We start from the raw sequence: 25,196 nt of genomic DNA, 5'->3' as shown, positions 1-25,196 counted from the left end.
AGGAAGGCCGATGGCCCAGTCATACAGTGCACGCAGCCGTGCCATAGAACCCTTCCACGTGATGGCCCTGCTGGCTCGCGCCAACGAGTTGCAGGCCCAGGGGCATGACGTCATCCACCTGGAGATCGGCGAGCCGGACTTCAGCACCGCCGCGCCCATCGTCCAGGCGGGGCAGGCTGCCCTGGCCGCCGGCCACACGCGCTACACCGCCGCACGGGGCCTGCCGCAACTGCGCAGTGCCATCGCCGGGTTCTATGGCGATCGCTACGACCTGGATATCGACCCCGAACGCATCCTGATTACTCCCGGCGGTTCAGGGGCTTTGTTGCTGGCCGCGAGCCTGCTGGTCGACCCGGGCCGCCACTGGCTGCTCGCCGACCCGGGCTACCCCTGCAACCGTCACTTCCTGCGCCTGGTGGAAGGCGCGGCGCAACTGGTGCCGGTCGGCCCCGAAAGCCGCTACCAGCTCACCCCGAACCTGGTGGAGCGCTACTGGGATGGCGACAGCGTCGGCGCCCTGGTCGCCTCGCCCGCCAACCCTACCGGCACGCTGCTCACCCGCGACGAGCTGGGCGGCCTTTCCGCCGCGCTGAAGGCCAAGGGCGGGCACCTGGTGGTCGACGAGATCTACCACGGCCTCACCTATGGTGTGGATGCCGCCAGCGTGCTGGAAGTGGATGACGACGCCTTCGTGCTCAACAGCTTCTCCAAGTACTTCGGCATGACCGGCTGGCGGCTCGGCTGGCTGGTGGCGCCGACGGACGCGGTGCCCGAACTGGAGAAACTGGCGCAGAACCTCTACATCAGCGCCCCCTCCATGGCCCAGCACGCTGCCCTGGCCTGCTTCGAGCCGGATACCCTGGCGATACTCGAAGAGCGGCGCGTCGAGTTCGCCCGCCGTCGCGACTACCTGCTGCCCGCCCTGCGCGAGCTGGGCTTCCGCATTGCCGTCGAGCCGGAAGGCGCCTTCTATCTATATGCAGATGTTTCCGCCTTCACCCAGGACGCCTACGCCTTCTGCCGGCACTTCATCGAAACCGAGCACGTGGCCTTCACCCCGGGCCTGGATTTCGGTCGCCACCTGGCCAACCAGCATGTGCGTTTCGCCTACACCCAGAGCCTGCCGCGCCTGGAAGAGGCGGTGCAGCGCATCGCCCGAGGCCTGAAGACCTGGGCGGCGCTGACGGCATGAAGTTCGAGCCGCCCCTGGAGCAGGGCCGCCTGCTGCGCCGCTACAAGCGCTTCCTCGCCGATATCGAGACCCTCGACGGCGAGCTGCTGACCATCCACTGCCCGAACACCGGCTCGATGCTCAACTGCATGAGCGAAGGCTGCCGGGTTTGGTTCAGCCGCTCCAACGACCCTAAGCGCAAACTCCCCGGCACCTGGGAAATCACCGAAACGCCCCAGGGGCGCCTGGCCTGTGTGAACACCGCACGGGCCAACGCCCTGGTAGAGGAAGCCCTGCGCGCCGACCTGATTCCCGAGCTGGCCGGCTTCACCGCGCTCAAGCGCGAGGTCGCCTACGGCGTGGAAAACAGTCGCGCCGACTTCCGCCTGGACTACCCGACGGGCGAAGTGTTCGTGGAAGTGAAAAGCGTGACCCTGGGCTTCGACGGCACCGCCGTGGGGGCCTTCCCCGATGCCGTCACGGTGCGGGGCAGCAAGCACCTGCGCGAGCTGGCGGCGCTGGCGCGCCAGGGCATGCGCGCGGTGCAGTTCTATTGCGTCAACCTCTCCGGCATCGAGGCTGTGCGCGCAGCGGAGGAGATCGACCCGGCGTACGCCGCAGCACTGGCCGACGCCAAAACCGCCGGGGTGGAGGTGCTCGCCTATGGCGCCGAGGTCAGCCCTGAAGGGCTGGTGCTGCAGCGCAGGCTGCAAGTGCTGCTCTGACTGGGTTATTTATCGGGCTGAAACTTCCCTGGATTTATATCGATTCTGGCTCTTTCAAAGGAGTTGGAGGAGCTGTGGTCCTTGAGAGAGGGGGAAGGCAGTTGGCGCTTAGGGAAGAAAAAATGGTTCAGGCGGGAGGCCATGTGCGTTCGAGCAACCTATTGGGTGTGTCGATTGGGTGGGTGTCAGGGCAGATGAGTTTCTGTTGTTGAGTATGATGCGAGTTTCAATCTTGGATCATATATCGAGAACGTTGTTTGGAGCGGGATTTAAAGTAGGTGGCTAGTATGTTCGGTATGTTTTTCGTGTTTCTTGGATTGGGGTTTCTGTTTACCGCACTTTATGTATTTTTTCTGAGTGCATTGGTTGGCATGAAGAAAGAAGGTCTTGCTCCGGCTGACTTCCGCTACACGGCGCTTTTCGAAGTGGTGGGGAATGCCGCTTTCTTCATTGAGTTCATCAGGCGGAAAAATTGGGGGGAAGGGCGGTTTAATGCTGTGTATAAGCGCGGTAGGTACTCTTTTCTATTGAGTGCGCTTTTCATGGCGTCAGCATTTTTCGTTGCTGAAAAGCTTTCGGCTTAATTCCTGTGATGGGGACGTTGAGGTGCGTTGGGTGCGACTGGATAGATACTGAATGATTGGAGTGTTCAAGCCAGCATAAATGCTGAACGGAAAGCAGTATCTGCAATGCGTAACATCTAGTTTGGCCGAGGCTCAACACGTTATGGGTACAGAGCTAACGCTTTAGCCAGATGCCCCTGTCATCTTCACTGCATTCAAGGGCGCGCAGGGACTCCCCAGCGCAAGGCCCGGCCACGCATTCACCGGATTCGATAAGGAACAGTGCGCCGTGGGTGGCGCACTGGATCAGGCTGCCGCTGTCGTCGAGAAAGTGGTCCGGTTGCCATTCCAGGGGAATGCCCCGGTGCGGGCAGCGGTTTTCGTAGGCATGGACCCGGCCCTCCCGGCGAACCAGCAGCAGCTTCAGGTCATCGATCAGAAAGCCCCGGCTCTGGCCTTCGGCCAGTTCGTCGGGGCGGCATAGCAGGATCATCGGCGTCTCCACGGCAGGCGGGCATTATCCCGTGCTGCCGTGGATTGCCAAGGGGGGTGCGCGTCCTTGCGCTGAAAGGGTCAGATCTCCCAGATCAGGTTGATCGCGCCATAACGACCCGGCTGGGTGTAGCGGACCAGCCCGGTGTTGGTGGAGGTAAGGCCGCGCACATCACCCCACTGGGAGTATTCCTTGTCGGTCAGGTTGAACAGGCCGGCATTGACCGAGAACTGCTCGGTGACCTGCCAGTAACCATTGAGGTCGAGAAGGCCATAGCCCGATGGCTTGTACTGGTTGGCCAGTTGGGTGTCGTCGATGCGGTCCTTGGCTGCGACCAGGGTCCAGGCCAGTTCGCCGCCGAATTTGCCGCTGGGCGCGTCATAGCCGATACCGAGCACGCTTTTGAGCGGGTCGACGCTGTTGAGTGGCTGGCCACGGCCTTCGTCCTTGCCACGGGCATAGGCGATGGAGCCGCGCAGGCGGGTGCCTTCCGGCAGGCCCAGTTGACCGAGGAACAGTTCGCCGCGCGCTTCGGCACCACGGATGGTGACGCGATCGAGGTTCTGGTACTGGAAGGTCATCCGGCCATTGCCGGTCGGGTCGCTGGGCAGGGTCACCTGTTCGATGAAGTCGTCGTAGCGGTTGTAGAACAGCGCGACGCCCAGGCTGCCGACGTCGTACTTGCCGCGCACGCCCAGCTCGTAGCTGTCGCTGGTTTCGGCCTTGAGGTTGGTGTTGGCGATGGTCTGGTAGTTGCGGCCGAAGTTGATGAACTCACCGAAGATGTTTACCGGGTTGGGAGCGCGGAAGCCGGCGGCGTACTGGCCATAGACGCTGTGGGCATCATCCACCTGGTAGGTGACACCGAACTTGGGCGACAGCGCGTGATCGCTGTAGTTGGCCGGGTTGCGCGAGATCGGCTGGCTGTTCAGGTATTCCTGGGTGACATCCGGTTCCATCTTGTAGTGGTCGTAACGCAGGCCCGGCAGCAGGGTCCAGCGGCCGATCTGGATGCTGTCCTGGGCGAAGACCGCGTGCTCGAAGGTGGTCGGATCCGGGAAGTCGCTGAGCGGGAAGATCTCGTCGCCTGCTGCCGGGTTCTGCGGCACCACGGCACCGGTGGCGCGGACCACTTCACGGCCTTTGCGCAGGTCGCTGCTTTCCAGGCGCTTCAGGTCCACGCCATAGATGAGGTGGTGCTGGGCGATGCCGGTTTCGAACAGCTTGTCGAACTTGGCATTCAGGTTCCAGAGCTTCTCCTGGTAGTTGGAGTCACGGGTGCGATCACGCACTACGCCGCTGACCACGCGGGTCTGGAAGGTGCGCTGGCGGATCTGGCTGTCCTGGTAGCTGATCTGCCATTCGGCCTTGTCCGCCAGTACGCTGCCGATCTCGAACTGGTTCTGCAGGCTGATGCGCTGGCGGTCGGTGCTGTCCTGGGCGTCCGAGGTGCGCACGGCCGCAGTGGTGCTGTACTCGTTCAGGACCTTGGTGTCGGCATCGTCCGCGTAGCGGTCATAGGTCAGCTGCAGGCGGTCGGTGTCGTTGTAGTTCCAGCCGACCTTGGCCAGCAGGTTCTCGGCGGTGTAGTCCTGCGGGTTGGCCTCTTCACGGCCCGCGCCGATACCGCTGCGTCCACCGTAGGTGTCCACGGCCTGGCCATCGCGGCGGCCGATATGCAGCACGCCGTCGACCGAGCCCTGGCGGGCGGCGAAGGTGGCGCTGCGCATCCAGCTGTCATCCGAACCGTCGTAACCGGTCTTGAGGCGGGCGTAGGTGTCGTTGCCTTCATCCAGGTAGTCGGCGGCGTCTTTGGTGATGAAGCTCACCGCGCCGCTGATCGCATCGCTGCCATAAAGCGATGAGGCTGGGCCACGGATGATCTCCACCTGCTTGACCGTGTCCATGTCGACATAGTTGCGGCGCGCGTTGAGGAAGGGTCCGAAGTCGAACGCATCGGGAACCGAGACGCCGTCCACCTGTGTCAGCACGCGGTTGCCGCCCAGGCCGCGGATGGTGAAGCCGGACAGACCGAAGCGACTGCCCGCTCCGCTCACCGTTACCCCCGGCTCGTAACGCACCAGATCCTGAATATTTTTTACGTTCTTCTGGTCGATCTCTCGTTCAGTCATTACCGACACTGTGTTTGGCACCTGGTCGAGCGTCTGCTCGCTGCGGGTGGCGGTAACGGTGACGGTGTCGAACTGGGTCGCGGTTTTTTCCGCGGCCAGGGCGAGGGAAGGGGAAAGAAGAAGCAAGGCCAGCCAGGGGCGGCGGGCGAAGGGGGGGCGAAGCGACATGGATGGACTCCCGGGTTCAAGGCGTAACCAGGGACCGGCCGGGCACTTCTGGTGTGGCTGGAAGCCACGGGCGTCATGCCTCTGGTGCCTTTCCTGATGGCCATCCTGACCATCGTTTTCGCCGGCCTCTCTGGTGATCGCAGATTGGCATCGGCGCAGAACATAATGAGGTTGACAGGCAAATGCAAACAATTATCAAATGTATTCGCATTTAAATGATCAGGGCTGAAAATGCCGCGTATTCCACTTTGCCTTGCGCTGTCGCTCGTCGCGCACGCGGGGTTTGCATGGCTCCTGCACGACCTGCGGGCGGAGCCGGCTATCGCCCGGGGAAAAGCCCGGGAGGAAGTGGTGCACCTGGTCAGCCTGGCCGAACCGACGCCTGCCGTGGCTGAGCCCGTGGCGCGTCCGGCACCGGCTCCCCGCAAGGTGGAGCCGCAGAGCCGCCCGGTAGCGGAGGCCAAGCCCGCTGCCGTCAAGCCGCGCCTGGTCAGCCCTGAAACCCCCGCGCGCAAGGTCGCTCGCGTCGAGCCCACGCCGCGCCCGCAATCCCGCCCCAGCAGCGAGCCGAGCGTGGCGCAAGCCGCAGCGTCGACGCCCAGCGCTACCCCGCAGCCGGCACCCGCCCAGCAGGTCGCCATCGCCGCCAAGTTACCGAAAGCCGAGGCGGTCATCGACCAGCCTTCCTTCCTTACACCGCCCAAGCCCCCGATCTACCTAGCCCAGGCGCGCCGCCGCAACCAGCAGGGCGTGGTCCTGGTGGAGGTCCGCCTGGACGAGCGCGGCGGGCTGCGGGAGATGAAATTGCTGCGCTCGTCAGGCATCGAGAGCCTCGACGAAGCGGCCATGAACGCGGTCGCCAGCTGGCGTTTCCGTCCCGAGGTCCAGGACGGCGAGCCGGTACCGAGCCGCGTGAGAATACCCATTGAATTCGCCCTTACGGCGAGCCGTTGATCCTGAAGGAGTGACACCATGACTGCCCTCACCCAAACCGCCACGGCGGGCCCCGCCCTGTACCAGGCCTGGCAGACGCTGCGTGGCGAAGAGCCGCGCCTGCGCGCCCGTGACGCCGCCGAGCGCCTCTCGGTCAGCGAGGGCGAGCTCACCGCCAGCCGCCTGGGCGTGGATGCCGTGCGCCTGCGCCCCGAGTGGGCGAACCTGCTGCCCGCGCTGGGTGAGCTGGGCCACATCATGGCGCTGACCCGCAACGAGCATTGCGTGCATGAGCGCAAGGGCGTCTACCGCGACGTGTCGGTGATGGCCAATGGGCAGATGGGCCTGGTGGTATCCGCCGACATCGACCTGCGCCTGTTCCTCGGTGGCTGGTCCAGCGTGTTCGCCGTCGCCGAAGAGACCCCGCGCGGCACCCAGCGCAGCATCCAGATCTTCGACAAGCAGGGCGTGGCCGTGCACAAGGTGTTCCTCACCGAGCGCAGCGAAGTCGCTGCCTGGGCGCCGCTGGTCGAGCGCTTCCAGGCCGAGGAGCAGAGCACCGAGCTGGACCTGCAGCCGCTGCCCGTCGCCGAGCCGGCCAAGCCCGATGCCGAGATCGACGTCGCCGGCCTGCGTGAAGGCTGGTCCACCCTGAAGGACACCCACCACTTCTTCGCCCTGCTGAAGAAGCACGGCGCGGCGCGCACCCAGGCCCTGCGCCTGGCCGGCACCGAGTGGGCCGAGAAGCTGGACACCGCCGAATTGCCTCGCCTGCTGGAAGCGGCCGGCGAGAAGGACATCCCCATCATGGTGTTCGTCGGCAACCGTCACTGCATCCAGATCCACAGCGGCCCGGTGCAGAACCTGAAGTGGATGGACACCTGGTTCAACGTGCTCGACCCCGAGTTCAACCTGCACCTGAAAACCCCGGGCGTGACCGAGCTGTGGCGCGTGCGCAAGCCCAGCAGCGACGGCGTGATCACCAGCTGGGAAGCCTTCGATGCCGAGGGCGAACTGGTGGTACAACTGTTCGGCGCGCGCAAACCGGGCATCCCGGAGCGTGAAGACTGGCGTGCCCTGGCCGAGACCGCCCCGGCGCTCTGACGCCTGGCCGAGCCCCGGCCCGATCCACCCCGACGCCCCGCCCATGCCGGGGCGTCGTTCCGCCTGAATCTGAAGGAGTCATAGGATGCGTGTTGCTGTTTCCCTTGCCGGCCTGTGCGCTGGCCTGTTCCTGAGCCAAGCGGCGCTGGCCGCCGATCCGCTGCCGCAACGCTGGGTCAGTGCCGGTGGCTCCCTCAGTGAGTGGGTGGTGGCGCTGGGTGGCGAAAGCAAGCTGGTGGGCGTCGACACCACCAGCCTCAACCCCGCCTCGCTGAAGTCGCTGCCGAGCATCGGCTACCAGCGCCAGCTGGCCGCCGAGGGCATTCTCTCGCTGCGCCCGGACATGCTGCTGGGCACCGAGGAAATGGGCCCGCCGCCGGTGATCGAGCAGGTCAAGGCCGCAGGGGTGCGCATCGAGCTGCTGCCGTCCAAGGCCGAGCTGCCGGTGCTGGAGAAGAACCTCAAGCTGATCGGCGGCCTGCTGGGTGACGAGGCTCGCGCGCAAAAGGTCTTCGCCGACTACAGCCAGCGCTTCGAGCAGCAGGCCAAATGGGTCGCCGAGACCCAGCGCACGCAGAAGGCGCCGCGCGTCCTGCTGCTGCTCGGCCATGCCGGCAGCAACCCCATGGCCGCCGGCAAGGACACCGCCGCCGCCTGGATCATCGAACAGGCCGGAGGCCAGAACATCACCGATCACCTCGGCTACAAGGCCATCTCCAACGAGGCGCTGGCGGCACTGGACCCGGACGTGGTGGTGTTCGCCGATCGCCGTCTCGAAGGTGAAGAAGCCAAGGCCGCGCTGCTCAAGCAGAACCCCGCCCTGGCCATGACCCGCGCCGGCAAGCAGGGCCGCCTGCTGCCGCTGGACCCGACCCTGCTGGTGGGCGGCCTCGGCCCGCGCCTGCCGGATGGAGTGGCTGCGCTGTCCGCAGGCTTTTATCCTCAGGCTCCAGCCCTGACCGCTAACAGCCAGAACCAGCCATGACCTCAGCTGTACATTCGCGCCCACTGTTCATCGCACTGGGCGCCTTGCTCGCGCTCGCCCTCTGGCTGTCCCTGGCCCTCGGCCCGGTGAGCCTGCCGTTGGGCGACACCCTGCGCGCTGCCCTGCGTCTGGCCGGAATGCCCCTGGCGCCCGAAGGCCTGGAGCAGGCCGAACTGATCCTCGGGCAGATCCGCCTGCCGCGTACCTTGCTGGGCCTTGCCGTTGGCGCGGTGCTGGCGCTGTCCGGCGTGGCCATGCAGGGCCTGTTCCGCAACCCGCTGGCGGACCCCGGCCTGGTCGGCGTTTCCAGCGGTGCGGCCCTCGGCGCGGCGGTGGCCATCGTCGGCGGTGCGGCCCTCGGCGGGCTGTCCGAGAACATCGCGCCCTACCTGCTCTCCGCCTGCGCCTTCGCCGGCGGCCTGGGGGTGACGGCGCTGGTCTATCGCCTCGGCCGTCGCGACGGGCAGACCAGCGTGGTGACCATGCTGCTCGCCGGCATCGCCCTCAACGCCCTGGCCTTCGCCTGCATCGGCCTGTTCACCTACCTGGCGGACGACGCCACCTTGCGCACCCTGACCTTCTGGAACCTGGGCAGCCTCAACGGCGCCAGCTACGCGCGGCTGTGGCCGCTGCTGCTGATCACCGGGGCGGTGGCGCTGTGGCTGCCGCGCCGGGCCAAGGCGCTGAACGCCTTGCTGCTGGGCGAGTCCGAGGCGCGTCACCTGGGCTTCGAAGTCGAGAAGCTCAAGCGCGAGCTGGTGCTGTGCACGGCGCTGGGCGTCGGTGCTGCGGTGGCCGCTGCGGGGTTGATCGGCTTCATCGGCCTGGTGGTGCCGCACCTGGTGCGCCTGGTCGCCGGGCCGGATCACCGCGTCCTGCTGCCGGCCTCGGCGCTGGCCGGTGCCAGCCTGCTGCTGTTCGCCGACCTGGCCGCGCGCCTGGTGCTGGCGCCGGCGGAGATGCCCATCGGCATCGTCACCGCGCTGATCGGCGCGCCCTTCTTCCTCTATCTGCTGCTGCGGGGGCGTCACTGATGCTGCGTGTCGAACAGCTTGAAGTGCACCGCGGCAGCACCGTCGTGCTGGCGGGCGTGGACCTGGAGCTGCGCCCCGGCGAAGTGCTGGGCGTGCTCGGCCCCAACGGCGCGGGCAAGAGCACCCTGCTCGGCGCCCTGAGCGGCGAGCTGGGCCTGGCCGCTGGCCAGGTCAGCCTGGAGCAGCGCCCGCTTGCCGAATGGACCGGCCCGCAGCGTGCCCAGCGCCTGGCGGTATTGCCGCAGAGCTCCACCCTTAACTTCGGCTTCCGCGTCGAGGAGGTGGTCGGCATGGGTCGCCTGCCCCACGCGACGGGTCGCGTGCGCGATGCGGAAATCATCGGCGAAGCCCTGGATGCGGCCGATGCCGCGCACCTGGCCGGGCGCAGCTACCTCGCGCTCTCCGGCGGCGAGCGCCAGCGCGTGCATCTGGCGCGGGTGCTGGCGCAACTGTGGCCGGGCGCGGAAGGGCAGCACCTGCTGCTGGACGAGCCCACCTCCATGCTCGACCCCCTGCACCAGCACACCACCCTGCAGGCGGTGCGCGATTTCGCCGGGCGTGGCGCCGCGGTGCTGGTGATCCTTCATGACCTGAACCTGGCGGCGCGCTACTGCGACCGCCTGCTGCTGCTCTGCGACGGGCGCCCCCATGTGCTGGGCACGCCGGACGAGGTGCTGCAACCCGAGCCGCTGAAGGCCGTGTTCGGCCTCGACGTGCTGGTGCAGCGCCACCCGGAACGCGGCCATCCCCTGATCGTCGCGCGCTGAACGAACCCGAGGAATCCATCCATGCGTCTGCTTCTCCTGCTCGTCATCGCGTCCCTGGCGGCGTGCCAGGCCACCCCGCCCCTGCCGCAGTGGCAAAGCCCGGAGGCCCGCCAGCATGCCGATCTCGGTGTGATCCGCGACCTGCGCAGTGGCGAAACCCTGAGCCCGCAGCAATTGCTCGACCGTCTCGCCGAGGCGCCGCGCGTGCTGGTGGGCGAGCAGCATGACAACCCCGACCACCACGCCCTGCAGCTGTGGCTGCTACAGGCGCTGGAAGGCCGCCGCAGCCAGGGCAGCCTGCTGCTGGAAATGCTCAACCCCGACCAGCAGGCCAAGGTGGATGCCGTGCACGCACGTATCCGTTCCGGCGCCGGCGAAGGTGAGCTGGAAAGCGCGCTGGCCTGGCAGAAGAACTGGGACTGGGCGATGTATGGCCCGATCGTGCGCCATGCGCTGGCCCAGCCTTACCCGCTGCTGGCGGCGAACCTGGATCGCAGCGAGATCATGCGCATCTATGGCGAGCAGCCAGCGCTCAGCGGCACCGCCTCGACCACGGCCACCGTCCAGGGCGCCCTGCGCGAGCAGATCCGCGAGTCCCATTGCGGGCTGCTGCCGGAGAGCCAGTTCCCGGCCATGCTCGCCGTGCAGCAGCAGCGTGACCGGCGCATGGCCGAGCGCCTGCTGGCGGCCCCGCAACCGGCGCTGCTCTTCGCCGGTGCCTTCCATGTGCGCCGCGACCTGGGCGTGCCGCTGCACCTGGCCGATCTCGGTGCGGGGGAGGGCAGTGCTGTGCTGATCCTCGCCGAGGCCGGCAAGACCGTGGAGCCCGGCAGCGCCGACTACGTCTGGTACACCGCCGCGCTGCCGGCCAAGGATCACTGCGCCGAGCTGCGCGAGCGGATGAAGCCGGCTCAGTGATCCGAATCGATGATCACCTCCTCGCCCAGCGCGCCGTTCTCCGGTAGCGGCTGGTTGGTCGAGGAGGCGGCACGCATCACCCGCACGCCGCGGATGCCGGCGTCCCGCGCCGAGCGGATGTCGCTGTCCGAATCGCCGTAGTAGAGCGCGATGCCCTGCTGGCGGATGAACGCGGCCTTCTCCGGGCCGGACGAGAAGATCACCTGGTTCATCGCCTTGATGGCGAAGGTCTGCTGGAGGATCTCGCTGAGCTTCTCCCCGGGCGTGCTCGGCCGTCCGGTGATGAAGAAGATGCGGTCGCCCCGGGCCTGGTGCAGGTCGATCAGCCTGCGCCCTACCTCCTTGGGCAGCGAGTAGCGGTCGCAACCGCCGTTGGTTTCCTGCCAGAAGCGCATGTCGTGCAGGTAGGCGTCGCTGCCTGGCGAGTACTTCTGCTTGCCGTGATAGAAGCAGGGGCTGGAAAACAGCAGCGTGTCGTCGATATCGAAACCGACGCTGATGGGCGCCTGCCCCGACAGGCTGCCGCCGATCTCTTCTACCGAAACCCAGTGCACCTCCGAAGGCAGTACCTCCTCCGCCAGCAAGGCGGTGGGGAAGGCTGCCGCGACAGCGAGGGCCAGGGCGTGGATCGTCTTGCGCATTGCGTACTCCATCGATGGGTTTGCTCGTCGGTTGACTAGCAACCGGCATGCCGCCACGGGCCCGGAAGGGCGTCCGGCACGGGCGGCGGCTGCCCCCATGAAACCTGACGTAGATGACAGGTTGATAAATTGTCGGACGATCAGTGCTTGATCCTGTCTGCTGAGACAACTTGGTGCGGGCTGCTCGCCGAAGTCGCCAGATTGGGGCATTGGCCGATATGAGCCAGTTCACCGCTCAGAAGCCTGTGGCTCTGCTGCGGGGCCCGCCAATCAAACGCTTATTTCAATTCTGATTGTGAAGTCAGTTCCTGGCACGCTCCGTGCTGTCATCAAAGCGTTACATGAACTCGCCATCATTCGCGCCAATCCTGCGTTGATGGTCAGGATCAAATGAGGGCAGGTTGCGGCCGCCCATCGCTGATGACTGTGGGAGGTTGTGTCCTCATGCGTAGCTGGGACGTTGCGAAGAAGAAGAAGGCCCACATCGAGATCATCCCGATGATCGATGTGATGATGTTCCTGCTGGTGTTTTTCGTGCTGGTGAGTCTCAACGTGATTCCCGCCGTAGGCATCAAGACGCAGTTGCCGACTGCCGCCCATGCCCAGCAGTTGAAGCCGCAGAACAAGGCGGTGATCACCCTGGGCCTGGAAGAGAAGTTGCAGCTCGATGGCCAGGATGTCAGCGAGAGCCTGCTGGTCGAACAGTTGAAAGTGCTGGAAGGCACGGCCGAGAAGTTGGTCATCATCATCAATAGCGACCAGGGCGTGGAAGTTAAGCGCCTGGTGGCGGTGATGGACTTGCTCAAGGGCAATGGCTTCTCTTCCGTTTCCATCGCCACGCGTAAATCCTGACGCCATGTTTCCTATCTATCGAACTCGCAAGTTCATTGCGTGTGTGCCGGCGGCTTGCCTGCTTCTCGTATTCGTTTATTCCGCCAGTTCGCAGAGCTTGCAGATGAAACCCAAGTACGACGACAGCGCCGTGGAAATCGCGCTGGTGGATCCGGCCGACTTCATGCCGCCACCGCCCGAGCCGGAACCCGTGGTCGAAGCGCCGCAGCCGGAACCCGAGCCGCTGCCCGAGCCCGAAGTCGAGGAGCCGGTGGTGATCGAGCCGCCGAAGCCCAAGCCCGTCCCCAAACCGGTGCCCAAGCCTGTGGTGAAGCAGGTGGAGAAGCCCAAGCTGCAGGTGGTCAAGCAGGAGCCCAAGCCCGCCCCGCCCGTGGTGGCCAAGACAGCGCCAGCCCCGGCTCCGACGCCCGCACCGGCCCCGGTGAGCGTGCCGGTGGCGCCGCCCGCACGCCGCGACAACAGCGCGGCGATGGAGGGCGTCTACACCGCCGCCCTGCGCAAGGAGCTGGAGAAATACAAGCAATACCCGCGTGGTCGCGAGGCTTCGTTGCAGCGCCCCGAAGGCAACGTGGTGGTCTGGCTGTTGGTGGACCGAGTGGGGAATGTCCTGGATGCAGGCATTGAAAGCAAGGCAACGAACATGTTGCTGAACAAGGCTGCACAAACAAGTTTGCGTCGATTGGAAAAAGTTTCGCCGTTCCCGAGCGAAGCCTTCCAGGGAAAAGACAAACAACGATTTACGGCGACCTTTAGTTACAACGTCGAGTGATCAAGTACCCATAACTAATCAAATAAACGAAGGCGTTCCTTTTTATCGAGGAGTTTGGTCCGTGAAGTTTAATAAGTTATTTGCAATGTTCCTGGCCGCTGGCCTGGGGGGATGGACGATGGCGGCGCTGGCCGCTGAAGAGTCCGCAGATTCCGTTGATGTGGGCAAGGTGAAAGTCACCGGGCAGAACCTGGGCAATGGCCAGATGGTTGTGGAGGAGGCGGGCAAGGCGCGCACCACCATCACCAAAGAGGCGCTGGAAAAGATGGCGCCGGCGGCGAACGCCATCGACAAGCTGAAATACAAGCCGGGTATCAACGTCAGCTCTACCGACTCCACCGGCCTCAGCGGCACCACCTTCACCATGCGCGGCATGCAATCCGACCAGATCGGCGTTTCCATGGATGGCATCCCGATCAACGATTCCGGCAGCTACGAGCTGTACCCGAACCTGATGGGCGACCCGGAGAACCTCGGCGAGGTCTTCGCCACCCAGGGTTCGTCCGAGATCGACGCGCCGCACATCGGCGCCTCCGGCGGCAACATCGGCCTGGTGTCGTTGCCGCCCGAGAAGGACTTCGGCGTCTTCGCCAAGCAGACCCTCGGCAGCAACAACCTGACCAAGTCCTTCGTGCGCCTGAACACCGGCGAATACATGGGCCTGTCGAACTACATCTCCGTGTCCAAGACCAACGCCGACAAGTGGAAGGGCAAGGGCGACCTGGACGCGGAGAAGGTCGAGCTGAACAGCCTGTACAAGTTCGGCGAAGGCAACAGCCTCAACGCGATCGTCCGGTACCACAAGCAGGAAAACTACAACTACGCCACCGCCAGCAAGGCGCAGTTCAAGGCCGACCCGCGCTACGAGTTCGCCGACCGGCCGACCTACACCACCGTGGGTGGCAACACCAACATGACGGCGTCCAGCTACGCCATCAACCGCAACCCGTTCGAGAACCTCACTACCCAGATCACCGGTCGTTTCCAGCTCGACGATGACGTCACGCTGACCGTGATGCCCTATTACTACTGGGCCAACGGCGGCAGCTATTCCACCTACGGCAACGCCGCCAGCCTCAACCGCACGTCCACCGGTTCCAACCAGTACAACCTGGGCAATCTGGGGACCTCGGCCGACTACGCGGCCGACGGCAGTCCCACCAGCGGCCTCTACTACCGCCCGTCCTGGACCGAAACCTGGCGCCCTGGCGTTAACACCAAGCTCACCTGGATGATCAACGACGAGCACACCTTCGACGTGGGTTACTGGTATGAGCGTGCGCGCCAGCGCCAGACCCAGCCCTTCATCTCCCTGGATGCCGAAGGCAAACCTGTGGATATCTGGGGTGACTTCCACGACAGCAACCAGGTGCGCGACGCCAACGGCACCGTCGTCCAGGGCCGTAACTGGTTCACCACCACGCCGAGCCAGAAGCTGTTCGTCCAGGACACCTGGTACGCGACCCCGGACCTGACCATCACCGCCGGCCTGGCCTACGACCACTCCGAGCGCCAGGGCGAGAAGAAGGTTTCCCTGGCCACCGGCAGCACCGTCGACAGGAGGCCTGGCAAGAAGAACCAGAAGTACCACGAGTTCCTACCGAGCTTCAGCGCCAAGTACCAGCTGGATGACGAGAACCAGGTCTTCTACAACCTGACCCGCAACATGCGCACGCCGCCGAACTACGTGCTCTACAACGCCGGCAGCTCCATCGAGCTGAAGCCCGAGCTGAGCTGGAACAACGAGGTCGGCTGGCGCTTCACCACCGAGGACATGACCCTCGGCGCGACGCTGTTCTACCTGACCTTCACCGATCGCCAGGTCTCCAGCTACAACCAGGCGGCCAACGACTACGAAATGCTCAACGTCGGCAAGGTGATCAACCAGGGCGTGGAGCTGGAGTGGAGCGGCCTGCTGCCCTACAACTTCAACTACTACGCGTCCTACACCTACACCGAGGCCGAGCAGCAGGACTCCATCCTGACCCGCAACGTCTACCTGCCCACCGAAGGCAAGCAGGTGGCCGCTGTGCCGAAGAACATGTTCAACCTGAGCCTGGGCTACGACGACGGTCGCTACTACGGCAACATCGCCGGCCGCTACGTGGGCCGCCAGTACGGCGACATGACCAACGACGAGAGCATCCCCGACTTCGTCGTCGCCGACCTGAACCTGGGCGTACGCCTGCCGGTGCAGGGCACTGCGCTGAAGAGCGCCGCTGTGCGCTTCTCGGTGACCAACCTGTTCGACAAGGAGTACCTGAGCGGCGTCAAGTCGGTGTCGTTCAACTCCGTGCGCTACAACGGCAGCGGTTCCGCCTTCGCGGGCGCCAACTCGCCGTTCTACACCATCGGTGAAGAGCGCGTGGCCTCCATCACCCTGGAAGGCTCCTTCTAATCCACCCCGAAGTCCGCAGGGCCTTCGGGCCCTTCGGCACACCCTGAGTTCGCTGGAGGTACCACATGAATATGGATCTGCTGCACGACATCACCTTCTACGTGATGTACGGCGCCGCCGCTCTCGCTGCGTTCATCGCCGTGGAGCGGGGCATCTTCTTCGCCTACAGCCTGCGCCAGGCCGTGAAGCTGGAAGCGGCGCTGGTGCCGAGCATGCACGGCATCGACGAACTGCCGGCCGCGCTGAATGGCCGCAAGAGCCTGCCGCTGGAGATGATCGACCAGCTGTTCGAGCAGAAGGGCGCGGTCAGCTCCCACAAGGACCTGGAAGACCTCAGCGAATCCATCTACATCGCCACCCGCGGCAAGCTGATGCATGGCCTGTGGATTCTCGAGACCGTGGTCACCGCGGCGCCGCTGCTGGGCCTGCTGGGCACTATTCTCGGCATTATCGATACCTTCCGTGCCCTCGCCGAGGCGGGCGTTTCCGACCCGGGCGAAGTGTCCAAGGGCATCGGCACCGCGCTGTTCGCCACCGCGCTGGGTATCGCCATCGCCCTGGTCGCGATGATCTTCCACAACCACTTCCAGGACCGCGTCGAGCGCATCACCGACCACCTGAAGATCCTCCTGCTGCGTGCCGGCATGGGCACCGTGGTCCGCACGGCGGCGCCGGTCGCCAACGGCCAGTTGCAGCCGGCCTGATGCGCGCAGGGGAGTCACGCATGTTCCGTTCCCTTGCCCGCAGCCGCTTGCTGGGCGCACTCCTTCTCGCCGGCCTGGCCGGCTGCGGGCAGGAAGCCGCGCAGCCGGTGGCGGTGAACCTGGTGGCGATCAACGATTTCCACGGTTACATCCAGGGCAGCAGTTTCCGCTACCCGGACCCGGCCAACCCCGGCAAGACGCTGTCGGTGAACGCCGGCGGCATCGCCACCCTTGGCGGCATGCTGGCGGAGCTGCGCAAGCAGGACCCGCAGCTGCTGTTCATCGGCGCCGGCGACCTGGTGGGCGGCAGCCCGCCGATCTCCGCCATGTGGGCCGACGAGCCCAGCCTCGAAGCGCTCAAGGCCATGGGCCTGCGCTTCACCGCCGTGGGCAACCACGAGCTGGACCTGGGCAAGGCCGAGCTGCTGCGGCAGATCCACGGCGGCTGCGAGTCGCCACGCCCGGAGAAAGCCTGCAGCTTCCGCGGTGACTACAAGGGCGCGGGTTTCGATTACCTGGCCGCCAACCTGGTGGACAGCGCCACCGGCAAGCCGTTGCTGTCGGCCTACCGCATCGAGGAGGTGAAGGGGGTCAAGGTGGCCTTCGTCGCCGCGATCCTGCGCGACGTCGCCAGCGTGGTCCGCCCCAGCGGCCTGGCCGGGCTGGAGGTGCGCGACGAGGCCGATTCGATCAACGCGTTGATCCCCGAGATCAAGGCCGCCGGTGCCAACGCCATCGTTGCCGTGGTGCACCAGGGTGGCAGCACGCCCGAGCCTTTCGACAAACCCGCTTGCCAGCAACTGGGCGGCGAGATCGTCGATGTGGCCAAGCGCCTGGACCCGGCGGTGGACCTGCTGCTCAGCGCCCACAGCCACCAGGGCTATCTGTGCCAGGTGGGCAAGCTGCCGGTGACCCAGGGCTCCTCCTACGGCCATCTGCTCACCCAGCTCACGCTGGAGGTGACGCCAGGGACTCACAAGGTGACCCGCGTCGAGGCCCGCAACCTGCTGGCCGACCCGGCGCGTTATGCCGCGGACGAAAAGCTCGCGGCGCTGCAAAGCGAGATCGAAGCGCGCAGCAATGCGGTGCTGGCGCGGCCCATCGCCCGGCTGGCGGCTGCTGAGGTGCGTCGCGAGGTGAACGAGGCGGGCGAATCGGCCATGGGTGATCTGATCGCCGATGCACAGCTGGCCGCGACCCGCTCGCAGGGCGCACAGCTGGCACTGATGAACCCGGGTGGCATCCGTGGCGACCTGGCACTGGAGCAGGGGCTGGAGACGGTCAGCTATTCCCAGGTGGCCAGCTCGCAACCCTTCAACAACACCCTGCACCTGCTGACCCTGAGCGGCACCCAGCTGGTGGCGCTGCTGGAGCAGCAGTGGAACGCCGAGGGTGCCTTCAAGCCGCTGCAAGTGTCTTCGTCCTTCAGTTACCAGTGGGATGCGGGGCGCCCGGTGGGGCAACACGTGCTGGTCGACAGCCTGCGTGTCGATGGCCAGCCGGTGCTGGCGGATGGACGCTACCGGGTGGTTTCCAATGCCTTCCTCGCAGAGGGGGGCGATGGCTTCAGCCTGTTCCGCGAAGGGGCGGAGCACCGCGACAGCGGCATCTCCGACCTGGACGCGCTGATCGACTACCTGGTGGCCCAGGACCAGGCCGGTACGCCGGCGGGTGCGGCCGAAGGCGTGGGGCGGATCCGCCGTGTGGAGGGTTCCCTCACTCAACGGGAATAGCGGCTTGCGACAAGGAGGCGCCCGCACGACGGGCGCCCGATAACCATAAAGAAGGCGACCCAGAGTCCCGGACGGTACCCATGAATGATGTTGCTCGATCCGCTCTGTGCGAGCGGTTGTTGCCCCAGGCCATCGAGGCTGCGGCACGAACCTACAGTCCCTATTCCCGATTCCCCGTCGGGGCGGCGCTACTCACCCATGACGGCCAGGTGATCCTCGGCTGCAACGTGGAAAACGGCTCCTACGGCCTGACCAACTGCGCCGAACGCAGTGCGCTGTTCGCCGCCATCAGCCAGGGCCATGCGCCGCGCAGCTTCAAGGCGTTGCTGGTGTTCGCCCCGGAGGTCCCGGTGATCAGCCCCTGCGGCGCTTGCCGCCAGGTGATCAGCGAGCTGATGGAAGCCGACTGCCCGGTGATCTGCTGCGGCAGCGACCCGGAATCGACCCGCCTGTGGCGCGTCGACGAGCTGCTGCCCGGCGCCTTCGCCCTCTAGAACAACGACAAGAACAACGACGCACCTTTCTTCCGGGGAATCCATTTCATGATCGGCATGCTCGGCATCCTGATGTTGCTGGTAATCGCGTACCTGTTGTCCTCCAAGCGCAGCGCCATCAATCTGCGCACGGTCGGCACCGCCTTCGTGCTGCAGGCGGGGTTCGCCGCCTTCGTGCTTTACGTGCCCTGGGGGCAGAACTCCCTGGCGGCCATGTCCAATGTCGTCAGCAGCCTGGAAGACAGCGCCACCAAGGGCATCGACTTCCTCTTCGGCGGCCTCAACAGCGCCAAGATGTTCGACCTCTTCGGTGGCGGTGGCTTCATCTTCGCCATCAAGGTGCTGCCGGTGATCGTGTTCTTCAGCGCCTTCATTGCGGTGCTCTACTACCTGCGCATCATGGACGTGATCATCTCGGTGATCGGTGGCGCCCTGCAGCGCGCCATGGGCACCAGCCGCACCGAGTCGCTCTCCGCCACCGCCAACATCTTCCTCGGCCAGACCGAGGCGCCCCTGGTGGTGCGCCCCTACATCCCGCACATGACCCGCTCCGAGCTGTTCTCGGTGATGGTCTGTGGCCTGGCCTCCACCGCCGGCTCGGTGATGATCGGCTACGCCAGCCTCGGCGTTGACCTCAAGTACCTGATTGCCGCGAGCCTGATGTCGGCGCCTGGCGGCATGCTCATGGCCAAGCTGATGGAGCCTGAAAGCGAGACGCCACAGGACCGTCCGGACCTGATCGAGGGCTACGCCGACGACCGCCCGGCCAACGTGCTCGATGCGGCCGCCGCCGGTGCGTCCAGCGGCCTGCAGCTGGCCTTGAACGTGGGCGCCATGCTGCTGGTGTTCATCGCCCTGGTGGCGGTGCTCAACAGCCTGATGGGCTGGCTCGGCGGCTTCGTCGGCTACCCCGGCGTGACCCTGCAATTGCTGCTGGGCTACGCCTTCGCCCCGGTGGCCTGGCTGCTCGGCGTGCCCTGGGCGGAGGCCATCCAGGCCGGCGGCTTCATCGGCCAGAAGATCGTACTCAACGAGTTCGTCGCCTATGTCGACTTCGCCCGCTACATCAATCCGATCCAGGCGTCGGCCGCGGGTGTCGAGGTGCTCAGCGCCCACACCCAGGTGATCGTCACCTTCGCCCTGTGCGGCTTCGCCAACCTATCTTCCATCGGCATCCTGCTGGGCGGCATGGGGGTAATGGCACCCAACCGCCGCAAGGACCTCGCCCGGCTCGGGGTGCGCGCGATGATCGCCGGCACCCTGGCTAACCTGATGAGTGCGGCTTTGGCCGGACTGTTCGTTTCGCTCTGAATCACTGCAACGGGATGCCGGCTCATGGCGCATCCCTGGGGAATGTTCTGAATGACTCAATTGACGGATACCGAACTGGCCCGGTTGGCCATCGGCCTGCTGGACCTGACTTCGCTCAACGACGATGACGACGAGGCCGCCATCGCCGCCCTCTGCCAGCGCGCACTGACCCCCGAGGGGCGGGTGGCGGCGCTGTGCATCTACCCGCGCTTCATCGGCTTCGCCCGACGGACCCTGGAGGAACTGGGTGCCGGCGACCTGCGTATCGCCACCGTGACCAACTTCCCCCAGGGCGCCGACGACATCGCCGCCGCCGTGCGCGAGACCGCTGCAGCGGTGGTCGATGGCGTGGATGAAGTGGACCTGGTCTACCCCTATCGCGCGCTGCTGGCTGGCGATGCCGAGCGTGGCCGAGAGATGGTCGCTGCCTGCAAGGCCGCGTGCGGGGAGCGGGTGCTGCTCAAGGTGATACTCGAAACCGGCGAACTGACCGACCCGGAGCTGATCCGCCAGGCCAGCCGCGACGCCATCGCCGCCGGTGCCGACTTCATCAAGACCAGCACCGGCAAGGTGGCGGTCAACGCCACGCCCGAGGCCGCAGCGCTGATGCTCGATGTGATCCGCGAGACGGGCGGCCGGGTGGGCTTCAAGCCGGCAGGGGGCATCCGCACCCTGGCCGACGCGCGCCGCTATATCGAGCTGGCGGCCGGTGAGCTGGGCCTGGACTGGATCGATGCCCGTCACCTGCGTCTGGGGGCCTCCAGCCTGCTTGGCGACCTGTTGCGGGTGCTTGGCCAGGCCGATGCCGTTGTTTCGGAGGGCTACTGATATGTGGCTGGCGCAGGAAGTGATCCGTCGCAAGCGCGATGGCCAGGAGCTGGCGGGTGAGGACATCCGCCGCTTCGTCGAGGGCATCAGTGATTCCAGTCTCAGTGAAGGCCAGGTGGCGGCCTTCGCCATGGCGGTGCTGCTCAAGGGCATGAGCCTGGACGAGCGCATCGCCCTGACCACCGCCATGCGCGACTCCGGCCAGGTGCTGGCGTGGGACCTGCCTGGCCCGGTGGTGGACAAGCACTCCACCGGCGGTGTCGGCGACCTGGTCAGCCTGGTGCTAGCGCCGTTGCTGGCGGCCTGTGGCTGCTACGTGCCGATGATCTCCGGGCGTGGCCTGGGCCACACCGGTGGCACCCTGGACAAGCTGGAAAGCATCCCCGGCTACTGCACCCGCCCGGAGCCTGAGCGCCTGCGCGCGGTGGTGGCGGAGGTGGGCTGCGCGATCATCGGCCAGACCGCCGACCTGGCGCCGGCGGACAAGCGCCTGTACGGCATTCGCGATGTCACCGGCACGGTGGAGTCGGTGGACCTGATCACCGCGTCCATCCTGGCGAAGAAGCTCGCCGCCGGGCTCGATGTGCTGATCATGGATGTGAAGAGCGGCAATGGCGCCTTCATGAGCGACCCGCAACAGGCCGACCTGCTGGCACGCAGCCTGGTGGCAGTGGCCAATGGCGCTGGCGTGCGCACCCGCGCGGTGATCTCCGACATGAACCAGCCGCTGGCCCGCAGCGCCGGCAACGCGTTGGAAGTAGAGGAGGCGCTGGCCCTGCTCAAGGGCGAGGTGCGCAGCCCGCGCCTGTGGGAAGTGACCCTGGTGCTGGCCGAGGAAACCCTGGTGGCCGCCGGGTTGGCGGAGGACTGCGCCCAGGCCCGCGAGCGCCTGCTGCAGGCCTGGCGCGACGGCGCGGCACTGCAACGCTTCAACCTGATGGTGGATGCCCTGGGTGGCCCCCGGGGCCTGCATCGCGAGCCCTGGCGCCACCTGCCCTGGGCGCCGGTGGTGCACCCGGTGCATGCCGAGCGCGGCGGTATCGTCCAGGCGGTGGATACCCGCGCCATCGGCCTCGCGGTGGTCGCCCTGGGTGGCGGTCGCAAGCGTCCGGAAGACGAGGTCGACCCGGCGGTGGGCTTCAGCGCGCTGGCGTTGCCTGGGGAGAGGGTCGGAGACGAGCAGCCGCTGGGGCTGGTGCATGCGCGGGATGCCGCCAGCGCCGAACGTGCGGCGGCGGCCCTGCGTGCGGCCTACCAACTGGGCGATGGCGAGGCGAACGTCGCCGAGCTGATCGGCCAGCGTTACTAGGAGCGGACCATGGGCAGAGCCTTGTTGCTGGTCCTCGACTCCTTCGGCATCGGTGCCACGGCGGATGCCACGCGCTTCGGCGACCAGGGCGCCAACACCCTGCTGCACATCGCCGAAGCCTGTGCCCGTGGCGAAGCGGATGGTCCCCTGCGCAGCGGCCCGTTGCATCTGCCCAACCTGGAGCGCCTGGGGCTGGGCCATGCAGCTGCAGCCAGTGCTGGCGCCTATGCGCCGGGCTTCGATCCCGAAGCGCCCGTCATCGGTGCCCACGGCCATGCCCGCGAGCTGTCCAGCGGCAAGGACACGCCGTCCGGCCACTGGGAGATGGCCGGGGTGCCGGTGCTGTTCGACTGGGGCTACTTCGCCGAAAAACAGCAGAGCTTTCCGCCCGAGCTGCTGGATGTGCTGATCGAACGTGCCGGCTTGCCGGGCATCCTCGGCAACTGCCACGCCTCGGGCACCACCATCCTCGAAGAGCTGGGCGAGGAGCACCTGCAGAGCGGCAAACCCATCTGCTACACCTCGGCGGACAGTGTGTTCCAGATCGCCGCCCATGAGGAGGTGTTCGGCCTGGAGCGGCTCTATCGGCTGTGCGAGATCGCCCGCGAGCTGTGCGATGACTGGAACATCGGCCGGGTGATCGCGCGGCCCTTCGTCGGCACCTCCGCCGCCGATTTCCGCCGCACCGGCAACCGCCGCGACTACGCCGTGCCGCCTCCCGCACCGACCCTGCTGGATCGCCTGGTGGACGCCGGCGGTCAGGTGTTCGCGGTGGGCAAGATCGGCGACATCTTCGCCCACCGGGGCATCAGCCGGCTGTACAAGGGCGACGGCAACGAGGCGCTGTTCGAGGCCACGTTGCAGGCCTTGGCGGAAGCGCCGGAACGCACCCTGGTGTTCGCCAACTTCGTCGACTTCGACATGCTCTTCGGCCACCGCCGCGATATCGCCGGCTATGCGTTGGCACTGGAGGCTTTCGACCGTCGCCTGCCGGAGCTGCTGGCGGTGATGGGGGAGGGCGATGTGCTGATGCTGGCCGCCGACCACGGTTGCGACCCGAGCTGGCCAGGCAGCGACCACACCCGCGAGCACATCCCGGTGCTGGCCTTCGGTGCCGGCATCACGCCCGGCAGCCTGGGTGAGCGCGGCAGCTTCGCCGATATCGGCCAGAGCCTGGCCACCTTCTTCGACCTGCCGGCTTGCGAGCATGGCGAATCCTTCATTCATCCTGAATCCGGAAACCTGTAGATGGCCACTCCCCATATCACCGCCCTTGCGGGCGACTTCGCCGAAACCGTGCTGATGCCGGGCGACCCGCTGCGGGCGAAGATGATCGCCGACACCTACCTGACGGACGTCCGCCAGGTGAATGCGGTGCGCAACATGCTGGGCTTCACCGGCTTCTACCAGGGCCAGCGCATCTCGGTGATGGGCTCGGGGATGGGCATTCCCTCGCTGTCGATCTACGCCCACGAGCTGTTCAGCCAGTACGGCGTGCAGCGCATCGTCCGCGTCGGCAGCTGCGGCTCGCTGCAGGACGGCGTGAAGGTGGGTGACCTGGTGATCGCCCAGGGGGCGTCCACCGATTCGGTGGTCAACCGTAAACGTTTCGGCGGCTTCGACTTCGCCGCCCTGGCCGACTACCGGCTGCTGGAACGCACCGTGCGCCGCGCCGACGAGAGCGGGCTGCCGGTGCACGTGGGCAACGTGTTCTCCGCCGACCTGTTCTACGAACCGGACCCGGACTGGGCCGCGCGCATGACCCGCATGGGCGTGCTGGCGGTGGAGATGGAGGCCGCCGGGCTCTACGGCGTGGCGGCGGAACTGGGGCACCAGGCCCTGGCGGTGCTGACGGTGAGCGACCACCTGATCAGCGGCGAGAAGCTAACGGCCGAGCAGCGCCAGGAAGATTTTCACGACATGGTGCGGCTGACGCTGGATGCCATGACCCTCGATCACTGAGTCATTTCTTTGCGCGTGGGTGCGATGTCCAGGCGCGCCCGGGGGCGCTTCATGCCTGGGCACAGCCATTAGGGGGAAACATGCAGCACAACGGATTTCGTCGGGCGCTGGGCGCTGGTCTCTTCATCGGCAGCCTGCTCTGGGGTGCCCAGGCCGGTGCCTGGGGTCAGCTGGGCCACGCGGTGGTGGCGGATATCGCCGAAGCGCAACTGACGCCAGCGGCCAAGGCCGAGGCCGATCGCCTGCTGGCGCTGGTGCGGCAGCAGCACCTTTCTGCTGTCGCCAGCTGGGCGGACAACCTGCGCAACATGCCGGACTTCCAGACGCTCTGGGAGCAGACCCGTGCGCAGCACTACATCACCTACAAGACCGATGACTGCACCTACCAGGCCCCGCGTGATTGCCCGGACGGCCAGTGCGTGGTGGCGGCCATCGAGCGCAATGCGGCGCTGCTGGCCGACCCCAAGGCGAACGACAACCAGAAGGTCATGGCGCTGATGTTCGTGGTGCACTTCGTGGGTGACATCCACCAGCCGCTGCATAACAGCTATCGCCTGGACAAGGGCGGCAACGACTTCCCGGTGGTGGTCGGCGGGCGTGACTACAACCTGCACAGCGTCTGGGACAGCTACCTGCTGGCGAGCCGCCGCCTGGACCAGGCGGCCTATACGGCGAAGCTGTCCGAGGACCTGCCAAAACCCGAGGTGGGTACTCCGGCGAGTTGGTCGGGGGAGTCCTGCGCCATCGTCCGTGACGACGACCTGTACCCGAAGACCGGCGGCAAGAAGGCCTTCAAGCCGGATGCCTTCAAGCAGTCGAAGAGCGAGGAGTGGGCCCGTCGTGGCACCCAGGGTGGTGACGAGGAGGGCGAGGCAGGGGGCAACCAGGACACCCTGGATCGCCGTTACCTGAAGAAATTCCTGCCCCTGGCCGAGCGTCGTGTACAGGAAGCGGGCGTCCGCCTGGCGCTGCTGCTCAATGCCAACCTGCCGGAAGGCGCGCCGAAGAAGTAATGGGCGGTGCCGTGGGAGCGAAGCGGCGGCACTTTCTCACAGGCAAAAAAAGACCCGGCAAAATTGCCGGGTCAATAACCGTGATTAGCCTGATGAGGAGATAATCTGAAGAGTCCGACTGCTTGGTCTCCCAGCTTACCGGCTGATCTCGCGACCAGTTGTGGTAATAATAACAATTCTCATTTCGCT

Annotated in this window: 24 protein-coding genes; 21 read left to right on the top strand and 3 right to left on the bottom strand. The window is 66.1% G+C overall.

Translation table 11 applies throughout. The annotated features are described in order from the left end of the window. Positions 1-10: 10 nt before the first annotated feature. The 3 genes from OEJ36_RS28160 (at position 11) to OEJ36_RS28150 (ending at position 2,480) form a co-directional block, all read left to right on the top strand. Entirely contained in the window at positions 11-1,192 is a 1,182-nt protein-coding gene (locus tag OEJ36_RS28160; protein WP_263404320.1) for a pyridoxal phosphate-dependent aminotransferase, read from the top strand. After that, a complete protein-coding gene (gene sfsA / locus OEJ36_RS28155) occupies positions 1,189-1,896 on the top strand; it encodes a DNA/RNA nuclease SfsA (RefSeq protein WP_263404319.1) in 708 nt (235 codons plus the stop codon). The genes OEJ36_RS28160 and sfsA overlap by 4 nt, the downstream gene beginning before the upstream one ends. Before the next feature lie 287 nt (positions 1,897-2,183). After that, positions 2,184-2,480, top strand: a complete 297-nt coding sequence (locus OEJ36_RS28150) for a hypothetical protein (RefSeq protein ID WP_263404318.1) — start codon at positions 2,184-2,186, stop codon at positions 2,478-2,480. A 154-nt stretch (positions 2,481-2,634) separates the two neighbouring features. Here the strand turns inward: OEJ36_RS28150 and OEJ36_RS28145 are convergent, their stop codons facing one another. After that, positions 2,635-2,952 (bottom strand): Rieske (2Fe-2S) protein, encoded by a 318-nt coding sequence (locus OEJ36_RS28145; protein ID WP_263404317.1) that lies wholly within the window; start codon positions 2,950-2,952, stop codon positions 2,635-2,637. Positions 2,953-3,032: 80 nt separating this feature from the next. Next, entirely contained in the window at positions 3,033-5,252 is a 2,220-nt protein-coding gene (locus OEJ36_RS28140; protein ID WP_263404316.1) for a TonB-dependent hemoglobin/transferrin/lactoferrin family receptor, read from the bottom strand. Between the two features lie 351 nt (positions 5,253-5,603). Between OEJ36_RS28140 and OEJ36_RS28135 the strand changes: the two genes are divergently transcribed. The 6 genes from OEJ36_RS28135 to OEJ36_RS28110 all read left to right on the top strand — a co-directional run bounded on the left by OEJ36_RS28135 (position 5,604) and on the right by OEJ36_RS28110 (position 10,993). Continuing rightward, a complete protein-coding gene (locus tag OEJ36_RS28135; protein ID WP_263404315.1) occupies positions 5,604-6,206 on the top strand; it encodes an energy transducer TonB in 603 nt (200 codons plus the stop codon). Between the two features lie 18 nt (positions 6,207-6,224). Then, complete coding sequence (locus tag OEJ36_RS28130) at positions 6,225-7,289, top strand: hemin-degrading factor (protein WP_263404314.1); 1,065 nt, start codon at positions 6,225-6,227, stop codon at positions 7,287-7,289. An 85-nt stretch (positions 7,290-7,374) separates the two neighbouring features. Further along, positions 7,375-8,274 carry a hemin ABC transporter substrate-binding protein gene (locus tag OEJ36_RS28125; RefSeq protein ID WP_021219311.1) on the top strand — a complete coding sequence of 300 codons (900 nt, stop codon included), beginning with the start codon at positions 7,375-7,377 and terminating at the stop codon, positions 8,272-8,274. After that, positions 8,271-9,308, top strand: a complete 1,038-nt coding sequence (locus OEJ36_RS28120; protein ID WP_263404313.1) for a FecCD family ABC transporter permease — start codon at positions 8,271-8,273, stop codon at positions 9,306-9,308. Before OEJ36_RS28125 ends, OEJ36_RS28120 begins: the two co-directional genes overlap by 4 nt. Continuing rightward, positions 9,308-10,075, top strand: coding sequence for a heme ABC transporter ATP-binding protein (locus OEJ36_RS28115; protein ID WP_263404312.1), 768 nt, complete (start codon positions 9,308-9,310; stop codon positions 10,073-10,075). Before OEJ36_RS28120 ends, OEJ36_RS28115 begins: the two co-directional genes overlap by 1 nt. Positions 10,076-10,096: 21 nt before the next feature. Beyond that, positions 10,097-10,993 (top strand): ChaN family lipoprotein, encoded by an 897-nt coding sequence (locus tag OEJ36_RS28110; RefSeq protein WP_263404311.1) that lies wholly within the window; start codon positions 10,097-10,099, stop codon positions 10,991-10,993. Here OEJ36_RS28110 and aphA read toward each other — a convergent pair. Next, the gene (aphA, locus tag OEJ36_RS28105) at positions 10,987-11,634 is read right to left on the bottom strand and encodes an acid phosphatase AphA (protein ID WP_263404310.1); all 648 of its coding nucleotides are present in this window, start codon (positions 11,632-11,634) and stop codon (positions 10,987-10,989) included. The two genes, OEJ36_RS28110 and aphA, sit on opposite strands and share 7 nt — an antisense overlap. Positions 11,635-12,078: 444 nt before the next feature. On the opposite strand from aphA, the gene OEJ36_RS28100 reads away from it, so the two are divergent. From OEJ36_RS28100 to OEJ36_RS28045, 12 genes are all read left to right on the top strand, one after another. Next, positions 12,079-12,486 (top strand): ExbD/TolR family protein, encoded by a 408-nt coding sequence (locus tag OEJ36_RS28100; protein ID WP_263404309.1) that lies wholly within the window; start codon positions 12,079-12,081, stop codon positions 12,484-12,486. A 4-nt stretch (positions 12,487-12,490) separates the two neighbouring features. Next, positions 12,491-13,255, top strand: coding sequence for an energy transducer TonB (locus OEJ36_RS28095; RefSeq protein ID WP_263404308.1), 765 nt, complete (start codon positions 12,491-12,493; stop codon positions 13,253-13,255). A 61-nt stretch (positions 13,256-13,316) separates the two neighbouring features. Next, positions 13,317-15,653, top strand: a complete 2,337-nt coding sequence (locus OEJ36_RS28090; RefSeq protein WP_263404307.1) for a TonB-dependent receptor family protein — start codon at positions 13,317-13,319, stop codon at positions 15,651-15,653. A gap of 65 nt (positions 15,654-15,718) precedes the next feature. Further along, a complete protein-coding gene (locus tag OEJ36_RS28085; protein WP_111260127.1) occupies positions 15,719-16,357 on the top strand; it encodes a MotA/TolQ/ExbB proton channel family protein in 639 nt (212 codons plus the stop codon). Between the two features lie 20 nt (positions 16,358-16,377). Further along, the gene (locus OEJ36_RS28080) at positions 16,378-18,090 is read left to right on the top strand and encodes a bifunctional metallophosphatase/5'-nucleotidase (RefSeq protein WP_263404306.1); all 1,713 of its coding nucleotides are present in this window, start codon (positions 16,378-16,380) and stop codon (positions 18,088-18,090) included. Between the two features lie 80 nt (positions 18,091-18,170). After that, entirely contained in the window at positions 18,171-18,584 is a 414-nt protein-coding gene (cdd, locus tag OEJ36_RS28075; RefSeq protein ID WP_236209346.1) for a cytidine deaminase, read from the top strand. A gap of 48 nt (positions 18,585-18,632) precedes the next feature. Then, positions 18,633-19,895: a NupC/NupG family nucleoside CNT transporter gene (locus OEJ36_RS28070; protein WP_263404305.1), complete on the top strand. Its 1,263-nt coding sequence runs from the start codon at positions 18,633-18,635 to the stop codon at positions 19,893-19,895. Between the two features lie 51 nt (positions 19,896-19,946). Continuing rightward, positions 19,947-20,723: a deoxyribose-phosphate aldolase gene (gene deoC, locus OEJ36_RS28065; RefSeq protein WP_263404304.1), complete on the top strand. Its 777-nt coding sequence runs from the start codon at positions 19,947-19,949 to the stop codon at positions 20,721-20,723. A 1-nt stretch (position 20,724) separates the two neighbouring features. Further along, positions 20,725-22,032 (top strand): thymidine phosphorylase, encoded by a 1,308-nt coding sequence (gene deoA, locus OEJ36_RS28060; RefSeq protein ID WP_263404303.1) that lies wholly within the window; start codon positions 20,725-20,727, stop codon positions 22,030-22,032. Between the two features lie 9 nt (positions 22,033-22,041). Next, positions 22,042-23,280 carry a phosphopentomutase gene (locus OEJ36_RS28055; RefSeq protein WP_263404302.1) on the top strand — a complete coding sequence of 413 codons (1,239 nt, stop codon included), beginning with the start codon at positions 22,042-22,044 and terminating at the stop codon, positions 23,278-23,280. Further along, positions 23,281-23,994 (top strand): purine-nucleoside phosphorylase, encoded by a 714-nt coding sequence (gene deoD, locus OEJ36_RS28050; protein WP_263404301.1) that lies wholly within the window; start codon positions 23,281-23,283, stop codon positions 23,992-23,994. A gap of 80 nt (positions 23,995-24,074) precedes the next feature. After that, positions 24,075-25,007, top strand: coding sequence for a S1/P1 nuclease (locus OEJ36_RS28045; protein WP_263404300.1), 933 nt, complete (start codon positions 24,075-24,077; stop codon positions 25,005-25,007). Positions 25,008-25,196: the final 189 nt, after the last annotated feature.

This window comes from Pseudomonas sp. PDM13, from assembly GCF_025685765.1.
Classification (GTDB): domain Bacteria; phylum Pseudomonadota; class Gammaproteobacteria; order Pseudomonadales; family Pseudomonadaceae; genus Metapseudomonas; species Metapseudomonas solani.
Note: the sequence above shows the minus strand (reverse complement) of the source record. Positions and strands in the feature narration are given on the sequence as shown.

Bases quoted from the DNA above. Each gene is read 5' to 3' on its own strand.
- OEJ36_RS28160 (WP_263404320.1), top strand. From the start codon at position 11: ATGGCCCAGTCATACAGTGCACGCAGCCGTGCCATAGAACCCTTCCAC.
- sfsA (WP_263404319.1), top strand. From the start codon at position 1,189: ATGAAGTTCGAGCCGCCCCTGGAGCAGGGCCGCCTGCTGCGCCGCTAC.
- OEJ36_RS28150 (WP_263404318.1), top strand. From the start codon at position 2,184: ATGTTCGGTATGTTTTTCGTGTTTCTTGGATTGGGGTTTCTGTTTACC.
- OEJ36_RS28145 (WP_263404317.1), bottom strand. From the start codon at position 2,952: ATGATCCTGCTATGCCGCCCCGACGAACTGGCCGAAGGCCAGAGCCGG.
- OEJ36_RS28140 (WP_263404316.1), bottom strand. From the start codon at position 5,252: ATGTCGCTTCGCCCCCCCTTCGCCCGCCGCCCCTGGCTGGCCTTGCTT.
- OEJ36_RS28130 (WP_263404314.1), top strand. From the start codon at position 6,225: ATGACTGCCCTCACCCAAACCGCCACGGCGGGCCCCGCCCTGTACCAG.
- OEJ36_RS28125 (WP_021219311.1), top strand. From the start codon at position 7,375: ATGCGTGTTGCTGTTTCCCTTGCCGGCCTGTGCGCTGGCCTGTTCCTG.
- OEJ36_RS28120 (WP_263404313.1), top strand. From the start codon at position 8,271: ATGACCTCAGCTGTACATTCGCGCCCACTGTTCATCGCACTGGGCGCC.
- OEJ36_RS28115 (WP_263404312.1), top strand. From the start codon at position 9,308: ATGCTGCGTGTCGAACAGCTTGAAGTGCACCGCGGCAGCACCGTCGTG.
- OEJ36_RS28110 (WP_263404311.1), top strand. From the start codon at position 10,097: ATGCGTCTGCTTCTCCTGCTCGTCATCGCGTCCCTGGCGGCGTGCCAG.
- aphA (WP_263404310.1), bottom strand. From the start codon at position 11,634: ATGCGCAAGACGATCCACGCCCTGGCCCTCGCTGTCGCGGCAGCCTTC.
- OEJ36_RS28100 (WP_263404309.1), top strand. From the start codon at position 12,079: ATGCGTAGCTGGGACGTTGCGAAGAAGAAGAAGGCCCACATCGAGATC.
- OEJ36_RS28095 (WP_263404308.1), top strand. From the start codon at position 12,491: ATGTTTCCTATCTATCGAACTCGCAAGTTCATTGCGTGTGTGCCGGCG.
- OEJ36_RS28085 (WP_111260127.1), top strand. From the start codon at position 15,719: ATGAATATGGATCTGCTGCACGACATCACCTTCTACGTGATGTACGGC.
- OEJ36_RS28080 (WP_263404306.1), top strand. From the start codon at position 16,378: ATGTTCCGTTCCCTTGCCCGCAGCCGCTTGCTGGGCGCACTCCTTCTC.
- cdd (WP_236209346.1), top strand. From the start codon at position 18,171: ATGAATGATGTTGCTCGATCCGCTCTGTGCGAGCGGTTGTTGCCCCAG.
- OEJ36_RS28070 (WP_263404305.1), top strand. From the start codon at position 18,633: ATGATCGGCATGCTCGGCATCCTGATGTTGCTGGTAATCGCGTACCTG.
- deoC (WP_263404304.1), top strand. From the start codon at position 19,947: ATGACTCAATTGACGGATACCGAACTGGCCCGGTTGGCCATCGGCCTG.
- deoA (WP_263404303.1), top strand. From the start codon at position 20,725: ATGTGGCTGGCGCAGGAAGTGATCCGTCGCAAGCGCGATGGCCAGGAG.
- OEJ36_RS28055 (WP_263404302.1), top strand. From the start codon at position 22,042: ATGGGCAGAGCCTTGTTGCTGGTCCTCGACTCCTTCGGCATCGGTGCC.
- deoD (WP_263404301.1), top strand. From the start codon at position 23,281: ATGGCCACTCCCCATATCACCGCCCTTGCGGGCGACTTCGCCGAAACC.
- OEJ36_RS28045 (WP_263404300.1), top strand. From the start codon at position 24,075: ATGCAGCACAACGGATTTCGTCGGGCGCTGGGCGCTGGTCTCTTCATC.